The sequence below is a fragment of the Pseudaquabacterium rugosum genome, from assembly GCF_038066575.1.
Classification (GTDB): domain Bacteria; phylum Pseudomonadota; class Gammaproteobacteria; order Burkholderiales; family Burkholderiaceae_C; genus Pseudaquabacterium; species Pseudaquabacterium rugosum.
The window spans coordinates 18,183-34,771 of record NZ_JBBUTF010000014.1 but is presented as its reverse complement, the minus strand read 5'-3'; the positions used below and the strand labels follow the sequence as shown (position 1 = coordinate 34,771).

At 68.8% G+C, this 16,589-nt stretch carries 11 protein-coding genes; 4 read left to right on the top strand and 7 right to left on the bottom strand.

Features of this window, described 5'->3' with window-relative positions; all coding sequences use genetic code 11:
- Positions 1-78 precede the first annotated feature (78 nt).
- Entirely contained in the window at positions 79-1,077 is a 999-nt protein-coding gene (locus AACH11_RS15535; RefSeq protein ID WP_341375159.1) for a Bug family tripartite tricarboxylate transporter substrate binding protein, read from the top strand.
- A gap of 56 nt (positions 1,078-1,133) precedes the next feature.
- Here AACH11_RS15535 and queE read toward each other — a convergent pair whose 3' ends face one another.
- Positions 1,134-1,781, bottom strand: coding sequence for a 7-carboxy-7-deazaguanine synthase (queE, locus tag AACH11_RS15530; RefSeq protein ID WP_341375158.1), 648 nt, complete (start codon positions 1,779-1,781; stop codon positions 1,134-1,136).
- A gap of 37 nt (positions 1,782-1,818) precedes the next feature.
- Positions 1,819-2,955 (bottom strand): 6-pyruvoyl trahydropterin synthase family protein, encoded by a 1,137-nt coding sequence (locus AACH11_RS24895; protein WP_341375157.1) that lies wholly within the window; start codon positions 2,953-2,955, stop codon positions 1,819-1,821.
- 169 nt (positions 2,956-3,124) lie between these two features.
- On the opposite strand from AACH11_RS24895, the gene AACH11_RS15520 reads away from it, so the two are divergent.
- Positions 3,125-4,807: a Na/Pi cotransporter family protein gene (locus AACH11_RS15520; RefSeq protein WP_341375156.1), complete on the top strand. Its 1,683-nt coding sequence runs from the start codon at positions 3,125-3,127 to the stop codon at positions 4,805-4,807.
- A 22-nt stretch (positions 4,808-4,829) separates the two neighbouring features.
- Here the strand turns inward: AACH11_RS15520 and AACH11_RS15515 are convergent, their stop codons facing one another.
- On the bottom strand, positions 4,830-5,687 hold the full coding sequence (locus tag AACH11_RS15515) for a phosphodiesterase (RefSeq protein ID WP_341375155.1): 858 nt from the start codon (positions 5,685-5,687) through the stop codon (positions 4,830-4,832).
- A 137-nt stretch (positions 5,688-5,824) separates the two neighbouring features.
- Here AACH11_RS15515 and AACH11_RS15510 point away from each other — a divergent pair, with 137 nt between their 5' ends.
- Both AACH11_RS15510 and AACH11_RS15505 read left to right on the top strand, forming a co-directional pair.
- On the top strand, positions 5,825-6,199 hold the full coding sequence (locus tag AACH11_RS15510; protein ID WP_341375154.1) for a translation initiation factor Sui1: 375 nt from the start codon (positions 5,825-5,827) through the stop codon (positions 6,197-6,199).
- Positions 6,200-6,326: 127 nt separating this feature from the next.
- Positions 6,327-8,150, top strand: coding sequence for a DEAD/DEAH box helicase (locus AACH11_RS15505; RefSeq protein ID WP_341375153.1), 1,824 nt, complete (start codon positions 6,327-6,329; stop codon positions 8,148-8,150).
- Positions 8,151-8,204: 54 nt separating this feature from the next.
- Here AACH11_RS15505 and AACH11_RS15500 read toward each other — a convergent pair whose 3' ends face one another.
- The 4 genes from AACH11_RS15500 to dnaA form a co-directional block, all read right to left on the bottom strand.
- Positions 8,205-9,665: an ATP-binding protein gene (locus tag AACH11_RS15500; RefSeq protein WP_341375152.1), complete on the bottom strand. Its 1,461-nt coding sequence runs from the start codon at positions 9,663-9,665 to the stop codon at positions 8,205-8,207.
- Positions 9,666-9,793: 128 nt separating this feature from the next.
- Entirely contained in the window at positions 9,794-12,319 is a 2,526-nt protein-coding gene (gene gyrB / locus AACH11_RS15495; RefSeq protein WP_341375151.1) for a DNA topoisomerase (ATP-hydrolyzing) subunit B, read from the bottom strand.
- Between the two features lie 131 nt (positions 12,320-12,450).
- On the bottom strand, positions 12,451-13,638 hold the full coding sequence (gene dnaN, locus AACH11_RS15490; protein WP_341375150.1) for a DNA polymerase III subunit beta: 1,188 nt from the start codon (positions 13,636-13,638) through the stop codon (positions 12,451-12,453).
- Positions 13,639-14,905: 1,267 nt separating this feature from the next.
- Positions 14,906-16,492 carry a chromosomal replication initiator protein DnaA gene (gene dnaA, locus AACH11_RS15485; RefSeq protein WP_341375149.1) on the bottom strand — a complete coding sequence of 529 codons (1,587 nt, stop codon included), beginning with the start codon at positions 16,490-16,492 and terminating at the stop codon, positions 14,906-14,908.
- Positions 16,493-16,589: the final 97 nt, after the last annotated feature.

Below are 16,589 nucleotides of genomic sequence, written 5' to 3'. Positions count from 1 at the left end.
TCGCCCGGCTGCCACGCCACGGCGTGCGGCCCGTCCCGGTGTCCTGATCGTCTGCCCAACTTTCCGAACGAGGTGTACGTGAATCTGACCCGCCAACCCGCCCGCCGTCGTCTGGCCCGCGCCCTGGCCGCGGCCACGCTCGGACTGCTCGCCCTGCCCGGCGCCCACGCCGAAGCGCCGTTTCCCAGCCGGCCGGTGACGCTGGTCGTGCCCTTCTCGGCCGGCGGCGCCACCGACACCGTCGGCCGCATCCTGGCCAAGGCCATGGGCGAGCGCCTGGGCCAGAGCGTGGTGGTCGACAACAAGCCCGGCGCCGGCACCGAGCTGGGGGCGGCGGCCGTCGCCCGCGCCCAGCCCGACGGCCACACGCTCCTCATTTCGTCGAACAGCACCTTCGTCGTCAACCCGGCGCTCAAGCCGCGGCTGCAGTATTCGCCCGAGGCCAGCTTCGATGCGGTGGGCTTCGTCGGCGCCGCGCCGCTGGTGATCCTGGCCCAGCCGGGCTTCGCCGCCAGCAGCGTCAAGGAGCTGGTGGCGATGGCCCGCAGCAAGCCGGGCAAGCTCAGCTACGCGTCCTTCGGCGCCGGCACCACCTCGCACCTGGCCGGCGAGATGTTCAAGGTGATGGCCGGTGCCGACATCGTCCACGTGCCCTACAAGGGCAGCGCCCCGGCGATGGCCGATCTGCTGGGCGGCCAGGTCGAGCTCAGCATCGACACTGTGGTGGCCGCGCTGCCGATGCTCAAGTCGGGCAAGGTCAAGGTGCTGGCCACCACCTCGCCCAGGCGCACCACGCTGCTGCCGCAGGTGCCCACCGTGGCCGAGGCCGGCTACCCCGGCTACGAGATGACGCCGTGGCTGGCCATCGTCGGCCCCAAGGGCCTGAGCCCGGCGGTGCAGCAGAAGCTGTCGAGCACGCTGGCCGCGGTGGTCGCCGATCCGGCCATCAAGGCCCAGCTGGAGCAGGCCGGCATCGACGTGAAGTTCGAACCGCCGGCCGCCTATGCCCAGCACCTGGCCCGGGAGCTGCCGCTGGTGCGCGCCTACGTGCGCAAGGCACAGATCACGATCGACTGAGCGGGACTGAGCGGGCCCGACGGGCGACGGCGGCGGCCCTGCCGCCCGCCCCGCCCTCAGGCGATGCCGACCACCTTGTGCATCTGCACGCCCAGCCGCCACTGCGGATGGTCCAGGCACCAGGCGATGGCCGCGCGGGTGTTCGCCTCGCGCTGCGGGCCGTCCATCGGCTGCAGGAAGCGGTGGGTGAAATCCAGCGCCTCGAAGCGCCCGGGCAGGGCCTCGGGCTGCGGGAAGACCAGCTTGAGCTCGTCACCGCGCGTCAGCACCAGCGGCGCGTCGGACTTGGGGCTGACGCAGATCCAGTCCAGCCCGGCCGGTGCCGGCTGGGTGCCGTTGGTCTCGACGGCGATCTCGAAGCCGGCCGCATGCAGCGCGGCCACCGCCGCGTCATCGAGCTGCAGCAGCGGCTCGCCGCCGGTGCACACCACCAGCGGCCGGCCGGCCGGCGTGCCGTCGGCCGCGCGCGGCCACTGCGCGGCGACCGCCGCGGCCAGCGCCTGCGCATCGGTGAACTTGCCGCCGCCCGGGCCGTCGGTGCCGACGAAATCGGTGTCGCAGAAGCGGCAGACGGCGCTGGCGCGGTCGGCCTCGCGGCCGCTCCACAGGTTGCAGCCGGCAAAGCGGCAGAACACCGCCGCGCGGCCGGCCTGTGCGCCCTCGCCCTGCAGGGTGTAGAAGATTTCCTTGACGCTGTAGCTCATCGCGTGGCTTCCGGCTGCGGTGGGTGATGCCGGCCGCTCACAGCGGCAGCACGGTCTGGTCGGCCCGCGCCAGCGCGATCACGCCACGGCCCGGGCGCTCCTGCAGATCGACGCGCTCCATCTGCGGCAGCTCGGCGCGGCCCTTGGCCAGCACCCAGTGCGCGATGGTGGCGGCGTCGCAGTCGGGCAGATCGTCGATCTCGTGCAGCGGGTGGTGGTCCATCGCCTTGAACAGCGGATCGAACAGGCGCTTGACGTCGCCGAAGTCCACCGTCCAGCCCAGCACCTCGTGCAGCGGCGCGGCCAGGTGCAGGCGCAGCGTGTAGGTGTGGCCGTGCACGGCACGGGCCGGATGGCCGTCGGGCGCGCGCCTCAGACGCACCGCGCTGTCGAGCGTCAGCTGCTTCCAGATGCGGTGATCGGCGCCGTCGAAGCTGGCGCCGCTGGAGGCCGTCTCGTAGACCGTGACCCAGGCCAGCGCCGGGCACTGCGGCTTGAGCTCGGCCCAGATCCAGGCCGAGATCACCTCGCTCGTCGGGTTGTGCAGGCCGGGCAGGCTGTTCAGGCAGGCATGGTCCAGCCGGGCCTTCAGCGGCGCCCACAGCGCGTCCAGCGCCTCCAGCGCGCGCACCTCGGCGCCACCGTGGGCAGCGACGTCGGCCGCCTGCGCACGGTCGGCCTCGGGCACCCGCACATGCAGCACGACGGCGAAGCCGTGGCCGTGCAGACGGCCGCACTTGTGGCCTTCGGGCACGTGGGGCAGCCAGTGCGCGGCATGGAAGCCATCGCGCCGCCAGGCCAGCAGCCGGCCCGCGTCATCGACATCCACACCCGCATCGGGCGCGCTGCGCAGGCTGACCTGGCAGCAACCGGGCACATCGGCCAGCTGATGCGCCCACCAGTGGGCCAGGCGCGCATCGCCGGGCGCGGCCAGCGTCTCCTCCAGCGGGCGGTAGTCGAGCGCGGCGGCCAGGCCGGTCATCCTCTCGCGCAGACGGGCCAGCTCCTGGCCGGGGAAGGCGCCCCAGCCGGTGGGCAGATCGGCACGCACCGCGGCCTGGAAGCCGTGGCCATGCAGCCGGCGCAGGCGGTGGCCGGCCGGCAGCAAGGGCAGATCAAGGGCGCGGGCGGCCTCGAAGCCGGCCGCCGCGGTGGTCAGGGTGCGCGAGGACATGTCCGGATTGTCCCCGAGCGGCCCGGCACCGCCGCCTGCACCCGCCGACAGCTGAGCGGAAGACGGTCCGGATTCACCCGTCAATTCCGGTTGCCAACGCAAGGCCTGAGGCGTTACCGTGGGCTCAGGCCTGCGTCCGGGCGACAAGCGGACGGGCCGGGACGACACCGTGATCCACCTGCTGAACCTGATGGCCGCCATCGCGCTGCTGGTCTGGGGCACCTACCAGGTGCGCACCGGCATGCTGCGGGTGTTCGGCGAGAACCTGCGCCATGTGCTGGCCCGCTCGGTCGGCCACCGACTGACGGCCCTGCTGGCCGGCCTCGGCGTGACCAGCCTGGTGCAGAGCGCCACCGCCACCGGCCTGATCGTCTCCAGCTTCGTCGGCCGCGGCCTGGTGCCCACCGCCGCGGCCCTCACCGTGATGCTGGGTGCCGATGTCGGCAGCGCGCTGATGGCGGTGGTCTTCTCCTTCGACCTGAGCTGGTTGTCGCCGCTGCTGATCGTCGTCGGCGTGGTGCTGTTCATCGGCCAGGGCAATGCCATCGGCGGGCGCATCGGCCGCGTGCTGATCGGGCTCGGGCTGATCACGCTGGCGCTGCAGCTGATCGTCGGCGCCACCCGGCCGCTGACCGCCTCGCCCACCGTGCGCCTGCTGCTGGCCGGCCTGCCGCAGGACCTGCTGCTCGACATCGTCATCGGCGCGGTGCTGACGCTGGCCGCCTATTCCAGCCTGGCCATCGTGCTGCTGACGGCCACGCTGGCGGTCGAGGGCATCGTCAACCCGGCCACCGCCTTCGGCCTGGTGCTGGGCGCCAACATCGGCAGCGGCCTGCTGGCGCTGATCGTCACCAGCCGCGACAGCCCGGCCACGCGCCGCCTGCCGCTGGGCAATCTGCTGTTCAAGGCCGGCGGCGTGGCCGCCATGCTGCCGCTGCCGGCCGCCCTGCCCCAGCTGCTGCCGCACCTGCCGGGCGCGCTGCACGAGCAGGTGGTCGGCTTCCACCTCGCGTTCAACGCGGTGCTGGCCGTCGTCTGCCTGGGCCTGACCGCGCCGATGGCCCGCCTGGTCGAACGCTGGCTACCCGATGCCGCGCCCGACCCGGCCCGCCAGCGCCGCAGCCACCTCGACCCGGTGGCGCTGACCACGCCCAGCCTGGCCATCAGCTGCGCCGCGCGCGAGGCCCTGCACCAGGCCGACGTGGTCGAGCAGATGCTGCGCGGCGTGATGGGCGTGCTGCAGGACAACGACCTGGTGCTGGCCGAGCAGCTCAAGCGCCGCGACGACGAGGTCGACCGCCTCTACAGCGCGATCAAGTTCTACCTGACTCAGATCTCGCGCGAGGCGCTGAGCGAGCGCGAGAGCCGGCGCTGGACCGACATCGTCAGCTTCACCATCAACATGGAGCAGATCGGCGACGGCATCGAACGCGTGCTGATCGACATCGAGGACAAGAAGATCCGCAAGCAGCGCCGCTTCTCCGAGGCCGGCATGGCCGAGATCTGCCACCTGCACGAGCGCCTGCTGAGCAATCTGCGCCTGGGCATGAGCGTCTTCCTCGACGGCCATGTGCGCGATGCCCGGCGGCTGCTGGAAGAGAAGGCCCACTTCCGCGATCTGGAGCACCGCTACGCGGCCAACCACATCGCGCGTTTGCAGGAGCACACGGCCGAGAGCATCGAGACCAGCTCGCTGCACCTGGACCTGCTGAGCGAGTTGAAGCGCATCAACTCCCACATCTGCTCGATCGCCTACCCGATCCTGGAGAGCAAGGGCGCGCTGGCGGCCACCCGCATCAAGCCCAGCCAGCTCGGCGAACTGGCCGAACGCGCCGAGCCGCTGCAACACTGAACACGCGCCGCCGCGGCGCCCTTCAGCGGCCGAACGGATGCGGCCCGTCGAAGCGGCCCACCGGCACCAAGTGCGTGACCAGCTGCCCGGGCCCTGTCCAGCGGTGCAGGTGCAGACCCGGCGGCTCCAGGATCCAGCCGCCGGGCGCCTGCGGGTCCATCTGCAGCGCGATCTGGTGCGCCGGACTGGGCGCGCAGCTGACCGGCACGCGGCCGATGCTGGCGTGGACATTGCGGTGCAGGTGGCCGCAGATCACCCGCTCGACCTGCGGATGAGCGGCCAGCACCTCGGCCAGGCCCTCGCGCCCCTCGCGCAGGCCGATGCGGTCCATCACCGCGATGCCACTGTCGAACGGCGGATGGTGCAGCGCGACGATCACCGACGCGTCGCGGTGACGCGCCAGCGTGCGGTCCAGCCAGGCCAGACGGCGCGGACACAACCGGCCCCAGGGCTGCCCGGCCTCGGCCGTGTCCAGCACCACCAGGCGCAGGCCGGCGGTGCCCACCGGCACCGTGTACTGCAGAAAGCCGTCGGCGGCGGCGCCCTCGCCATCGCCGGCCAGCGCCGCCGCCAGCGCCGGTGCGGCATCGGTCAGCCAGGTGGCACGCAGCAGGCTGCGGTCGTCATGGTTGCCCGCCACCGGCCACAGCGGGATACCGGCCAGCGGCACCAGCAGCTGGCGCAGATGGGCATAGGCGGCCGGCTCGCCGGCATCGGTCAGGTCGCCGGTCAGCACCACCGCATCGGGCGCCTGCGGCCAGCCGGTGACGGTGGCCACGGCGGCGCGCAGGCCGGCGGCGGTGTCGATGCGGCCATCCAGCCGCTCGCCCGCCGGCACGATGTGCAGATCGCTGAGCTGGGCGAGCAGGGTGACGGACATGGGGACGGCTCCGGTTCGGTGCGGGTCCCGGCTCGGGGGCGGCGCGGGCGGATGGTCCGTCAGACCGGCCGCCGCGTGCCCCGGTTCCTGCCGGGCCGGCCATCATCGGCCGCCTTCTCGCGCAGGACAATCCCGACATGAGCCGACCTGCCCCCGCCGCCGCCAGCCGCCTCGTCTACTCGACCGACGCAGGCCGCATCTGCCCCGACTGCCGCCAGCCGGCCACCGCCTGCAGCTGCGGCCGCCCGCAGCGCACGATCCCACCGGCCGGCGGCCCGATCCGCGTCAGCCGCGAGAAGGCCGGGCGCGGCGGCAAGCTGGTCACCGTGGTGCGCGGCCTGCCGCTGGACGACGAGGCCCTGGCCGCCCTCGGCAAGCGCCTGCGCACCGCCTGCGGCACCGGCGGCACGGCCAAGGACGGCCAGCTGGAACTGCAGGGCGACCATGTCGACAAGGTGGTGGCCTGGCTGGTGGCGCAGGGCCATCCGACGGCGAAGCGCGCGGGGGGCTGAGCGGGCGGTCGAACACGGCGCCCCCCCGCGATCGACGGCCCCGCACCCAGGTGACAAATGCCCGCCTGCACGGCAGCATGAGCGACCTCACACGATTCCGCGAGCCCGCCGCCACGCACCGCCGCTGATGGCCACCCTGATCCCCGCGCTCGGCAGCTGCGTCGCCCGCATGACCGCCGGCGAGCGCCGACTGGCCGAGCGGCTGGAAGACAAGCTCGACGACGACTACCTGCTCTGGTACGACGTGCCCGTCGGCCCGACGCACGCCCACCCCGATTTCGTCGTCCTGCACCCGCGGCGCGGCATCCTCATCCTGGAAGTCAAGGACTGGCGCCTGGAGACCATCCACGGCGCCAACCGCCAGACCTGGGACATCCTGCCCCAGGGCGTGCCCAAGACCGTGGCCAATCCGGTCGAACAGGCCCGCCACTACGCGCACCAGGTCGTCGATGCGCTGTCACGCGACCGCCAGCTGACCGGCGCCGACGGCAAGCTGGCCTGCCCCTGGAGCTACGGCGTGGTGCTGACGCGCATCACGCGCGGCCAGTTCGAGCGCGCCGGCCTGGACCAGGCCATCGACGCCCACCGCGTCATCTGCAGTGACGAGATGACCTCCGCGGTCGAGGCCGAGGCCTTCCAGCAACGGCTGTGGGACATGTTCCCGACCGCGATGCGCAGCCCGCTGTCGCTGCCGCGCATCGACCGCGTGCGCTGGATCCTGTTCCCCGAAGTGCGGGTCCCCGACCAGGCCGGCCTGTTCGACACCGCGGCCGACAGCGCACCGGGCGCCGCTGACCTCGCCACCGAGCTGCCCGACATCATGCGGGTCATGGACCTGCAGCAGGAACAGCTGGCGCGCAGCCTGGGCGACGGCCACCGCGTGATCCACGGCGTGGCCGGCTCGGGCAAGACCATGATCCTGGCCTACCGCGCCGAATGGTTGGCCAGGACAGCCAGTGACCGGCGGCCGGTGCTGGTGCTCTGCTACAACCAGCCACTGGCCGTGAAGCTGGAGGCCATGATGCAGGCCAAGGGCCTGAGCGGCCGCGTGCAGGTGCGCAACTTCCACCGCTGGTGCCGCCAGCAGCTGGTGGCCTACGGCCAGCCGCTGCCGCCACAGGGCCCGGAGATGTTCGACGCCATGGTCGACGGCGTGATCCGCGGCGTCGAGCGCGGCCATATCCCCAGCGGCCAGTACCAGGCGGTGCTGATCGACGAAGGCCACGACTTCCAGGCCGGGTGGTTGAAGCTGGCCGCGCAGATGGTCGATCCCGAAACCAACAGCCTGCTGGTGCTCTACGACGACGCGCAGAGCATCTACCAGCGCCGCCGCGCCCGCCAGTTCAGCTTCAGGAGCGTGGGCATCCAGGCCCAGGGCCGCACCACCATCCTGAAGATCAACTACCGCAACACGCGGCAGATCCTGCAGACTGCCAGCCGCGTGGCCGCCGACCTGCTGCGCTCCGAGGACAGCCCCGACGACAGCGTGCCGCTGGTGCAGCCCGTCAGCTGCGGCCGCGAGGGCCAGGCCCCGCTGGTCATCCGCCTGCCGAGCCCGCGCGAGGAGGTGCTGAAGATCGCCGAGCTGCTGGGCGCCGCCCACCAGGAAGGCCACGCCTGGGGCGACATGGCCATCCTGTGCCGCCACCACACCGAGATGGCGCGCTGCGCCGCCGTGCTGCGCCACCGCGGCCTGCCGCACGAGGTGCGCCAGGGCAGCGGCACCTTCCACCCGCTGGACGACACCATCAAGATCCTCACGATGCACGCCAGCAAGGGGCTGGAGTTCCCCGTCGTCGCGCTGTCGGGCGCCGGCCGCATGCCGGCCGAGGGCCAGGATCCGGCGGAAGAGGCCCGGCTGTTCTACGTCGCCGCCACCCGGGCCACGCACCGGCTGATCGTGCCGCTGAGTGGGGACGGGGACTTCACGCAGCGGTTGTTGGCGGGGTGAGTAGCGGGGCTTGAGGCGGCGCGGATCGCGGCGTGATTCAGCGGCCGTGCCTGGTCAGGCCCAGTAGGGAAGGTATTCAGCGAACTTGTTGCCGCTGTGTGCGTCCTTGCGCTTGATGCGGCCAGCGTCGACGGCGTCGCTGATCAGATTGGTGACCGCATTGCGCTGCTTGTCGTGCAGCCTGAAGCGTTCACGCAGCGTGGTGTTGGTGAGGGTCTGACTGGAGAGGTACTGGAGCACCGCATGCTGATAGCAGGCCTCGATCCGCTCGGCGGATCCCATGTCGGTGAACTTTCGGGGCGCACCCAACGTGACACTGAAGGCGTTGTCGTGCGGGATGATCTGCAAGGGCGGAAGCCCGAACAATTCGATGGCCTGCACCACCTTCTGGAAACCCGTGCCGCGCTCTTCACAGATGCGAAACCGCCGGAAGGATGCCGCCAGCTTCTCGTTGCGTGATTCGGGTGTGGCACCGATCAGCCGGTCGGGTCGCTTTCCCGGCAGCAACGAACCGGGATTGGTGATGGTGATCCGATCGGCGAAGATGTCCACCATCGGACCGGCACCGCCAACGCTGAAATCCTGGTGGATGAGCGCATTGGCCACCAGCTCTCGCAGGGCGATCTCAGGATAGATCGACGTCTCGGTGCGCAATGACTGCTGGATCACCTCGGAGTGTGGCAGTACCCGCCGCAGATGGCCGATCAGTCCCTCGAATCCGACGGCGTAGCCGCGCTGTCCCGGCAACTCATCAATGGTCTCGGTCTTGTTGGTGCCGCGATAGCGTATGACACGGATGTGCTTGCGCTCCAAGGACGGGAAGTCGGCCAGCCTCCGTGCTGCGGCGATCGCACCGAAGTTGCTGATGTAGTGACCGCGCCCTTCCGCAGAAGTGATGCCCTCCTGCGCAAGCCAGCGGGCCAGCTCATCCGGTTCATCAGGCAACGGCCGCTGAAGAAGCCGCGCCACCGCGTCCAGATCCAGTAGCTGCTGCACCGCGTCCAGGCTCAGCAGCGGCGAGGCCCTCAGGTCTTCCCAGTGCGGATTGCTGCTGTTCATCAGCAGTGCGCCGACCTCGCGCCGCGAGGCCTTGCGTGTGCTGCCGCCAGAACGCACCCACGTCTCTTCGATGGACTTTCCTCGCCGATGCACCGGCTTGACGGCCTGCTCGGGGATCCGCACCAGCAACAACGGAATACCCTGTGCAGATTCCGTGACGGCATGATCCAGTACGAGCGGCGGATCGACCGCATCTCGACCCAGATTGGCCAACTGGCCCACGATGCCGGCAACTTGCGCCTTGTCGACACCGACCGGAACACCATCATCGTCCAAGCCGAATACCAAGTAGCCACCATTGGGCTGGTTGGCAAACGCGATCAGATGTTCGGTCAAGCGGTCCCGGTGATCCGAGAGTGCGGCCTTCCAGTCCAGCTCGTTCAGTTCATGCGGCACCGGAGTCAAGCTGTCGGCCAAGATCTCCAACGCTTCGGTGACCCAGATCTTGGTTGCCATGTGACAGCAAGCTGTTGATACGGAAAGACTTTTCTTATTTTTCCGGATTCAGATGTGATAAGCCGAATGCGCGACTGATCTGGGCTCCGGGCCGCTACGGATGCTCCGCCGCCCGGCCCGGCTTGACCTCACACGTCGATATTCGCCGCCCTCAACGCATTGCTCTCGATGAAGTCCCGGCGCGGCTCCACCTCGTCGCCCATCAGCATCGTGAACACGCGGTCGGCCTCGATGGCGTCCTCGATCTGCACCTTCAGCAGGCGGCGCACGTTGGGGTCCATCGTGGTCTCCCACAGCTGCTCGGGGTTCATCTCGCCCAGGCCCTTGTAGCGCTGGCGGCCCACGGCGTTCTCGGCCTGGGTCATCAGCCAGGCCATGGCCGCGCGGAAGTCGGCCACCTTCTGCTCCTTGGCCTTCTCGCCCTCGCCGCGGCGGGCCACGGCCTGGTCGGACAGCAGGCCCTTGAAGCGCAGGCCGGCCTCGGCCAGGGCCGCGTAGTCGGCGCCATGGACGAAGTCCTGGGTGATCACGCTGCTCTTGATGTTGCCGTGGTGGCGACGGCTGATGCGCAGCAGGTGCTTGTCGGTGCGGGCGTCGAACTGGCTTTCCACTTCAGCGGCCTGCAGCGCGGCCTTCAGGGCCAGGGCGCTGGCCTCGGCCTCGGCGGCGCTGTCCAGGTTCAGCGTCAGGCCGTTGGCCAGCGCGCGCAGGGCCTCGCCGTCCATCCAGTTGGCCAGGCGCTCGATCACGTGGTTGGCCGAGATGTAGGCGCGGGCCAGCGATTCCAGCTCCTCGCCGCGGATCACGCGGCCCTCGGCCGTGCCGTCGGCCAGCACCTGGGCGCCGTCCAGCGCCACGCGCAGCAGGAAGCCGTCGAGCTCCAAGCCGTCCTTCAGGTACTGCTCGTGCTTGCCCACCTTCACCTTGTAGAGCGGCGGCTGGGCGATGTAGATGTGGCCGCGCTCGACCAGCACCGGCATCTGGCGGTAGAAGAAGGTCAGCAGCAGCGTGCGGATGTGGGCGCCGTCCACGTCCGCGTCGGTCATGATGATGATGCGGTGGTAGCGCAGCTTGTCCGGATTGAACTCCTCCGGGCCGATGCTGGTGCCGAGCGCGGTGATCAGCGTGACGATGGAGTCGCTGCTCAGCAGCTTCTCATAACGCGCTTTCTCGACGTTCAGGATCTTGCCGCGCAGCGGCAGGATCGCCTGGAACTTGCGGTCGCGGCCCTGCTTGGCCGAGCCCCCTGCGGAGTCACCCTCGACGATGTAGATCTCGCACAGGCTGGGGTCCTTCTCCTGGCAGTCGGCCAGCTTGCCCGGCAGGCCCATGCCGTCGAGCACGCCCTTGCGGCGCGTCATCTCGCGCGCCTTGCGCGCCGCCTCGCGGGCACGGGCGGCCTCGACGATCTTGCCGCAGATGATCTTGGCGTCGACCGGGTTCTCCAGCAGCCAGTCGGTCAGCAGCTTGCTGACCACGTCCTCGACCGGGCCACGCACCTCGGACGACACCAGCTTGTCCTTGGTCTGGCTGCTGAACTTCGGCTCGGGCACCTTGACCGAGACCACGCAGGCCAGGCCTTCGCGCATGTCGTCACCGGCGATCTCGACCTTGGCCTTCTTGGCCAGCTCGTTGTCGTCGATGTACTTGTTGATCACGCGCGTCATCGCCGCACGCAGGCCGGTCAGGTGGGTGCCACCGTCGCGCTGCGGGATGTTGTTGGTGAAGCACAGCACCGATTCGCTGAAGGCGTCGTTCCACTGCATCGACACCTCGACACCGATGTTGGTGTTCTGGTCGCTCATGCGGTCGCCGGTGGCGTGGAAGATGTTCGGGTGCAGGACCTTCTTGCCCTGGTTGATGAACTCGACGAAGCCCTTGACGCCGCCGGCATAGGCGAAGTTGTCCTCCTTGCCGTTGCGCTCGTCGACCAGGCGGATCTTCACGCCGTTGTTCAGGAACGAGAGCTCGCGCAGGCGCTTGGCCAGGATCTCGTAGTGGAACTCGTTGTTCTGCTGGAAGATCTCGGTGTCCGGCAGGAAGTGCACCTCGGTGCCGCGCTTCTCGGTCTCGCCGGTGATCTTCATCGGCCGCACCTCGAAGCCCTCGCGCAGCTCGGTGGGCATGTCCTGCGGAATGCCGCGGGCGAACTCGATCTGGTGCACCTTGCCGTCGCGGCGCACCGTCAGGCGCAGCCATCGGGACAGGCCGTTCACGCAGCTCACGCCCACGCCGTGCAGGCCGCCGGAGACCTTGTACGAGTTCTGGTTGAACTTGCCGCCGGCGTGCAGCTCGGTCAGCGCGATCTCGGCGGCCGAGCGCTTGGGCTCGTGCTTGTCGTCCATCTTCACGCCGGTCGGGATGCCGCGGCCGTTGTCGATGACGGAGATCGAGTTGTCCGAGTGGATGGTGACGATGATGTCGTCACAGTGGCCGGCCAGCGCCTCGTCGATCGAGTTGTCGACCACCTCGAAGACCAGGTGATGCAGGCCGGTGCCGTCGGAGGTGTCGCCGATGTACATGCCCGGGCGCTTGCGCACCGCCTCCAGCCCTTCCAGGATCTGGATGCTGTCCGAACCGTAGGCGGCCGAGGCCTCGGCGCCGCTGGGGGTGGCGGGCTGGCTGGCGGGGTCCTGCGGGAGGGAATCGGTCATGTCAGGCTTTCAGGGCGGGGGAACGGAGGCCTTCTGACGGGCCTTTCCAAACGCGGAAGCGGGCCTGGGGCCCGCTGTGGTCGCATGCGACGGGGGAGGGTACCGGCAGACCGCCGGAAGCCCGTGCAGCGTCAGATGCGCATCGGCATCACGACGTACTTGAAGCCGGGTTGCTCGGGCACGGTGATCAGCGCGCTGGAGTTGCCGTCCTGCAGCTCGACCTTGATCATCTCGGCGCCGATGTTCGACAGCGCGTCCATCAGGTAGGTCACGTTGAAGCCGACCTCGATGGTGTCGCCACCGTAGTCGATCTCCAGCTCTTCCTTGGCCTCTTCCTGCTCGGCGTTGCTCGACGCGATGCGCAGGGTGCCGGGCTCGACGTTGACGCGCACGCCCTTGAACTTGTCGCTGGTCAGGATGGCCGCGCGCTGCAGGCTGGCCAGCAGCGGTGCACGGCCCAGCGTGATGCTGTTGCGGTGGTTCTTCGGGATGACGCGGTTGTAGTCCGGGAACTTGCCCTCGACGAGCTTGGTGACGAACTCCATGCCCGAGAAGCTGAACTTCGCCTGGTTGGCCGCGAAGCGCATCTCGATCGGGTTGCCCTCGGCCACCGCCGGGGCGGCCGCCTCCCCGTCCTCGGCCGGCGGAGCGTCCTTGGGGGCCTTGGCGGGCTTGGCATCGTCCTTGAGCAGGCGCTGCAGCTCCAGCACGGTCTTGCGCGGCAGGATCACCTCCTGCTTGGGCATGTCCACGTCGAGCTCGGCCTGGGCCAGCGCCAGGCGGTGGCCGTCGGTGGCCACCAGCGTCAGCGTCTTGCCCTCGGCGACGAACAGGATGCCGTTGAGGTAGTAGCGGATGTCGTGCACCGCCATCGCGAAGTGCACCTGGTTGATCAGGCCCTTGAGCACCTTCTGCGGCACGCTGAAGGCCGGCCCGAAGTCCACCGCCTCGTTGACGAGGGGGAAGTCGTCGGCCGGCAGCGTCTGCAGCGTGAAGCGGCTCTTGCCCCCGGTGACGGTGATCTTGTTCTGCTGCGCATTCAGCGTCACCGGCTGGTCGCCGGGCAGCGTGCGCAGGATGTCGATCAGCTTGCGGGCGCCGACGGTGATGCCGAAGGGCACGGCCGCCGTCTCACCGCCCAGGCGGGCATGGGTGCGGACCTGGATCTCCAGGTCGCTGGTGGTCAGCTCGACCTCGTCAGCGGTCTTGCGCAGCAGCACATTGGCCAGGATCGGCAGGGTGTGGCGCCGCTCCACGATGCCAGCCACGTTCTGCAAGGCCTCCAGCAGTTGCTGCTGCGGCGCTTTGATCACGATCATCGTCTTCCTCTTGAGGCGTCGTTCTGCGGAACTGGCGCCGCGGCGAGCGCCAACCGCGTATTTTGACCCGTCTTGCGGGCGCTTTCTGGCCGGTCTTCACCGGCTTTCTCTCGCGATCGACGTTTGTGCCCGCCGGACAACATGCCGGACATGACGCAAGCCAAGGCCATGACGAGGGGGAACGACGGTTATCGGCCGTCCGCACCGGGTCTTGAGCCGCCCGTGGATGACGCCGGCCGAGCCATCCATAAGCAAATCCGATGTCTGGATACAGCAAGTCGTACGACGACCGATGTCCAGACCTTGCCGTTGCAAGCCGCTGTCTGCGGTCGTCAGCCGCGTGCGACCGACGTGCGCTGCCGGCGTTGCGCATCGGCGGCGATTGTCACCTGTGGACAGCCTCAAAAGCCGTCTTCCACAGACGTCGAGCGTCTGATCCTCTGAAAAAAAGCGCGGGACGCGCCTTCCTCTGTCTTTCTTCTTATTGGTTTTTATCTTTTCTTGGTTGTATTGGTAGAGGGCGCCCGTTTTTGTGGACAAGTCGCCTTTCTTATTGTGCATCAACCACTTGAAGCGGACAGAACCATGTGTCGAGAGCGTCGGCAAGCCCGCTCGCGAACATCAACAACTTGGCGCATCGGCGATCCGCTGTGGACAAGCGCCCGCTTGTCAGCGAGTTGTCCCCAGAGCTGTTGACTTGACAGTCTGTCCTGGCGTGTGACTGCGGTCGTCAAGGCGATGCAGGGCGCGCTGGAGGTTCGTGCCGGCCTGTCGACGTCCGCCCGTGTGACCGGGTGCGGTGACGTCGTCTGCTCTTTTCACAGCGGTCCGTGACGCACCACGATGTCTTCTATCCATTCTTTTTTAGTCTGGTAGAAGTAATAGAGGACGTCCACTTCTGTGGACAACCGCTCTTCATCCTTGTCTGACAAGGACTTGCCTGCGCGACAACCCTGTGGCCGAACGCCTGTGAACAAGTGGCGTGACAGACAACAACTCGGCCGTCCGCCGATCGTCGGTGGACAACTGATGGTTTGCCCTGGAATTGTCCCCAGAGCTGTCCCTTGACCGTGGGGAGCTTTCATGCTGGGGTCTCACATGGTTTGCACTCGTGTGCATCACGGAGCGAACCCCTGCACTGCATCGCGCCCTGGTGTTCGAGGCCGCCGTGTCGCCGGCCCTGGCGTGGCCCACCACGGGCCGGCATGGCTGCGCCAGGCGAAAAAAAACGGCCCCGATGGGGCCGTCTTCGTCAGTCAGGGCCGTTTCAGCCCTTGAGCGTCTGCTCCAGCACGTGCAGCTGCTGGTTCAGCTCGGTGTCCTTCTGCCGGTCACCGGAGATCTTGCGCACCGCGTGCAGCACCGTGGTGTGGTCACGGCCACCGAACAGCTCGCCGATCTCGGGCAGGCTCTTCTGCGTCATTTCCTTGGCCAGGTACATCGCGATCTGACGCGGCTTGGCGATCGAGGCCGGCCGCTTCTTGCTGTACATGTCGGCGACCTTGATCTTGTAGAAGTCGGCCACCGTCTTCTGGATGTTCTCGACCGAGATCTGGCGGTTCTGGATCGACAGCAGATCCTTCAAGGCCTCACGCGCCAGCGTGATGTTGATCTCCTTGTGCGAGAAGCGGCTGTAGGCCAGCACCTTGCGCAGCGCACCTTCCAGTTCACGCACGTTGGCACGCACGTTCTTGGCGATGAAGAAGGCCACGTCCTCGGGCAGCTCGGTGACCTCGGCCATCGCCTTCTTGATCAGGATGGCCACGCGCATCTCGAGCTCGGGCGGCTCGATCGCCACCGTCAGACCCGAATCGAAGCGGCTGGTCAGGCGCTCGTCGATGTCCACCAGCCCCTTGGGGTAGGTGTCGCTGGTCATGATGATGTGGGCGCGCTTGGCCAGCAGCGCCTCGAAGGCGTTGAAGAACTCCTCCTGCGTGCGGTCCTTGCCGGCGAAGAACTGCACGTCGTCGATCAGCAGCAGGTCGAGCGAGTGGTACTTGGCCTTGAGCTCGTCGAAGGTCTTGCGCTGGTAGTTCTTGACGACGTCGCTGATGAACTGCTCGGCATGCAGATACAGCACCCGGGCGTCGGGCTTGTCCTTCAGCAGCTGGTTGCCGACCGCATGGATCAGGTGGGTCTTGCCCAGGCCGACGCCGCCGTAGATGAACAGCGGGTTGTACATGACGCCCGGTGCACCGGCCACGTGCAGCGCGGCGGTGCGGGCCATCTGGTTGGCGCGGCCGGCGACCAGCGTGTCGAAGGTCAGTGCGGTGTTGAGCTTGTGGCTGCTGGCCGATGGCGGCGGGGTCTGCGCAGCGGCCAGCGCCTGCGGGCTCAGGCCGGCGCGCACATGCGCAGCCTGGCGCACGGCATCAGCTGCGGCGAGCGCGGCGTCGTGGTCGAGCGGCAGCTCCATCGTCGCGTCGGTCGGCATCACCGTCGGCGGCTGGGCCGAGCGCGCCGCCGAGGCCGGTCGTCCGGTGGACGACAGACCGGACGGGCTGACCCGGCTGCTGGGCGCGAGCGACGCGGCATCCAGCAGCGCGGCCGCACGCACCGGGCCACTGGCCGGTACCGGTCGCGACGGGGGCATCTCGCGTTGGGCCAGCGCCAGCTCCAGCCGCACGGGCCGTCCGGCCAGATCGGTCAGGATGCCCTCGATGCGCGAGGCGTACTGATTGCGGATCCAGTCGAGCTTGAAGCGGTTGGGCACGCGCACCAGTGCGACCAGGCCGTCAGCGCCATCCTCGGCCAGGTCGGCCGGGGGCAGAGGACGGATCCAGGTGGCGTACTGCTGTTCGGGCAGATCGGCGGCGAGTCGCTCGCAGCCGCGTTGCCAGAGGTCAGGGCTCATTGTGGACAAGTTGTTCTTCGAGCGGCCGCATTGTAGGCCTCTCAGGTCAGTTGTGGGCCAGTTATCCACAGTTTCCCTGGGCGACGGATTGCGCCTT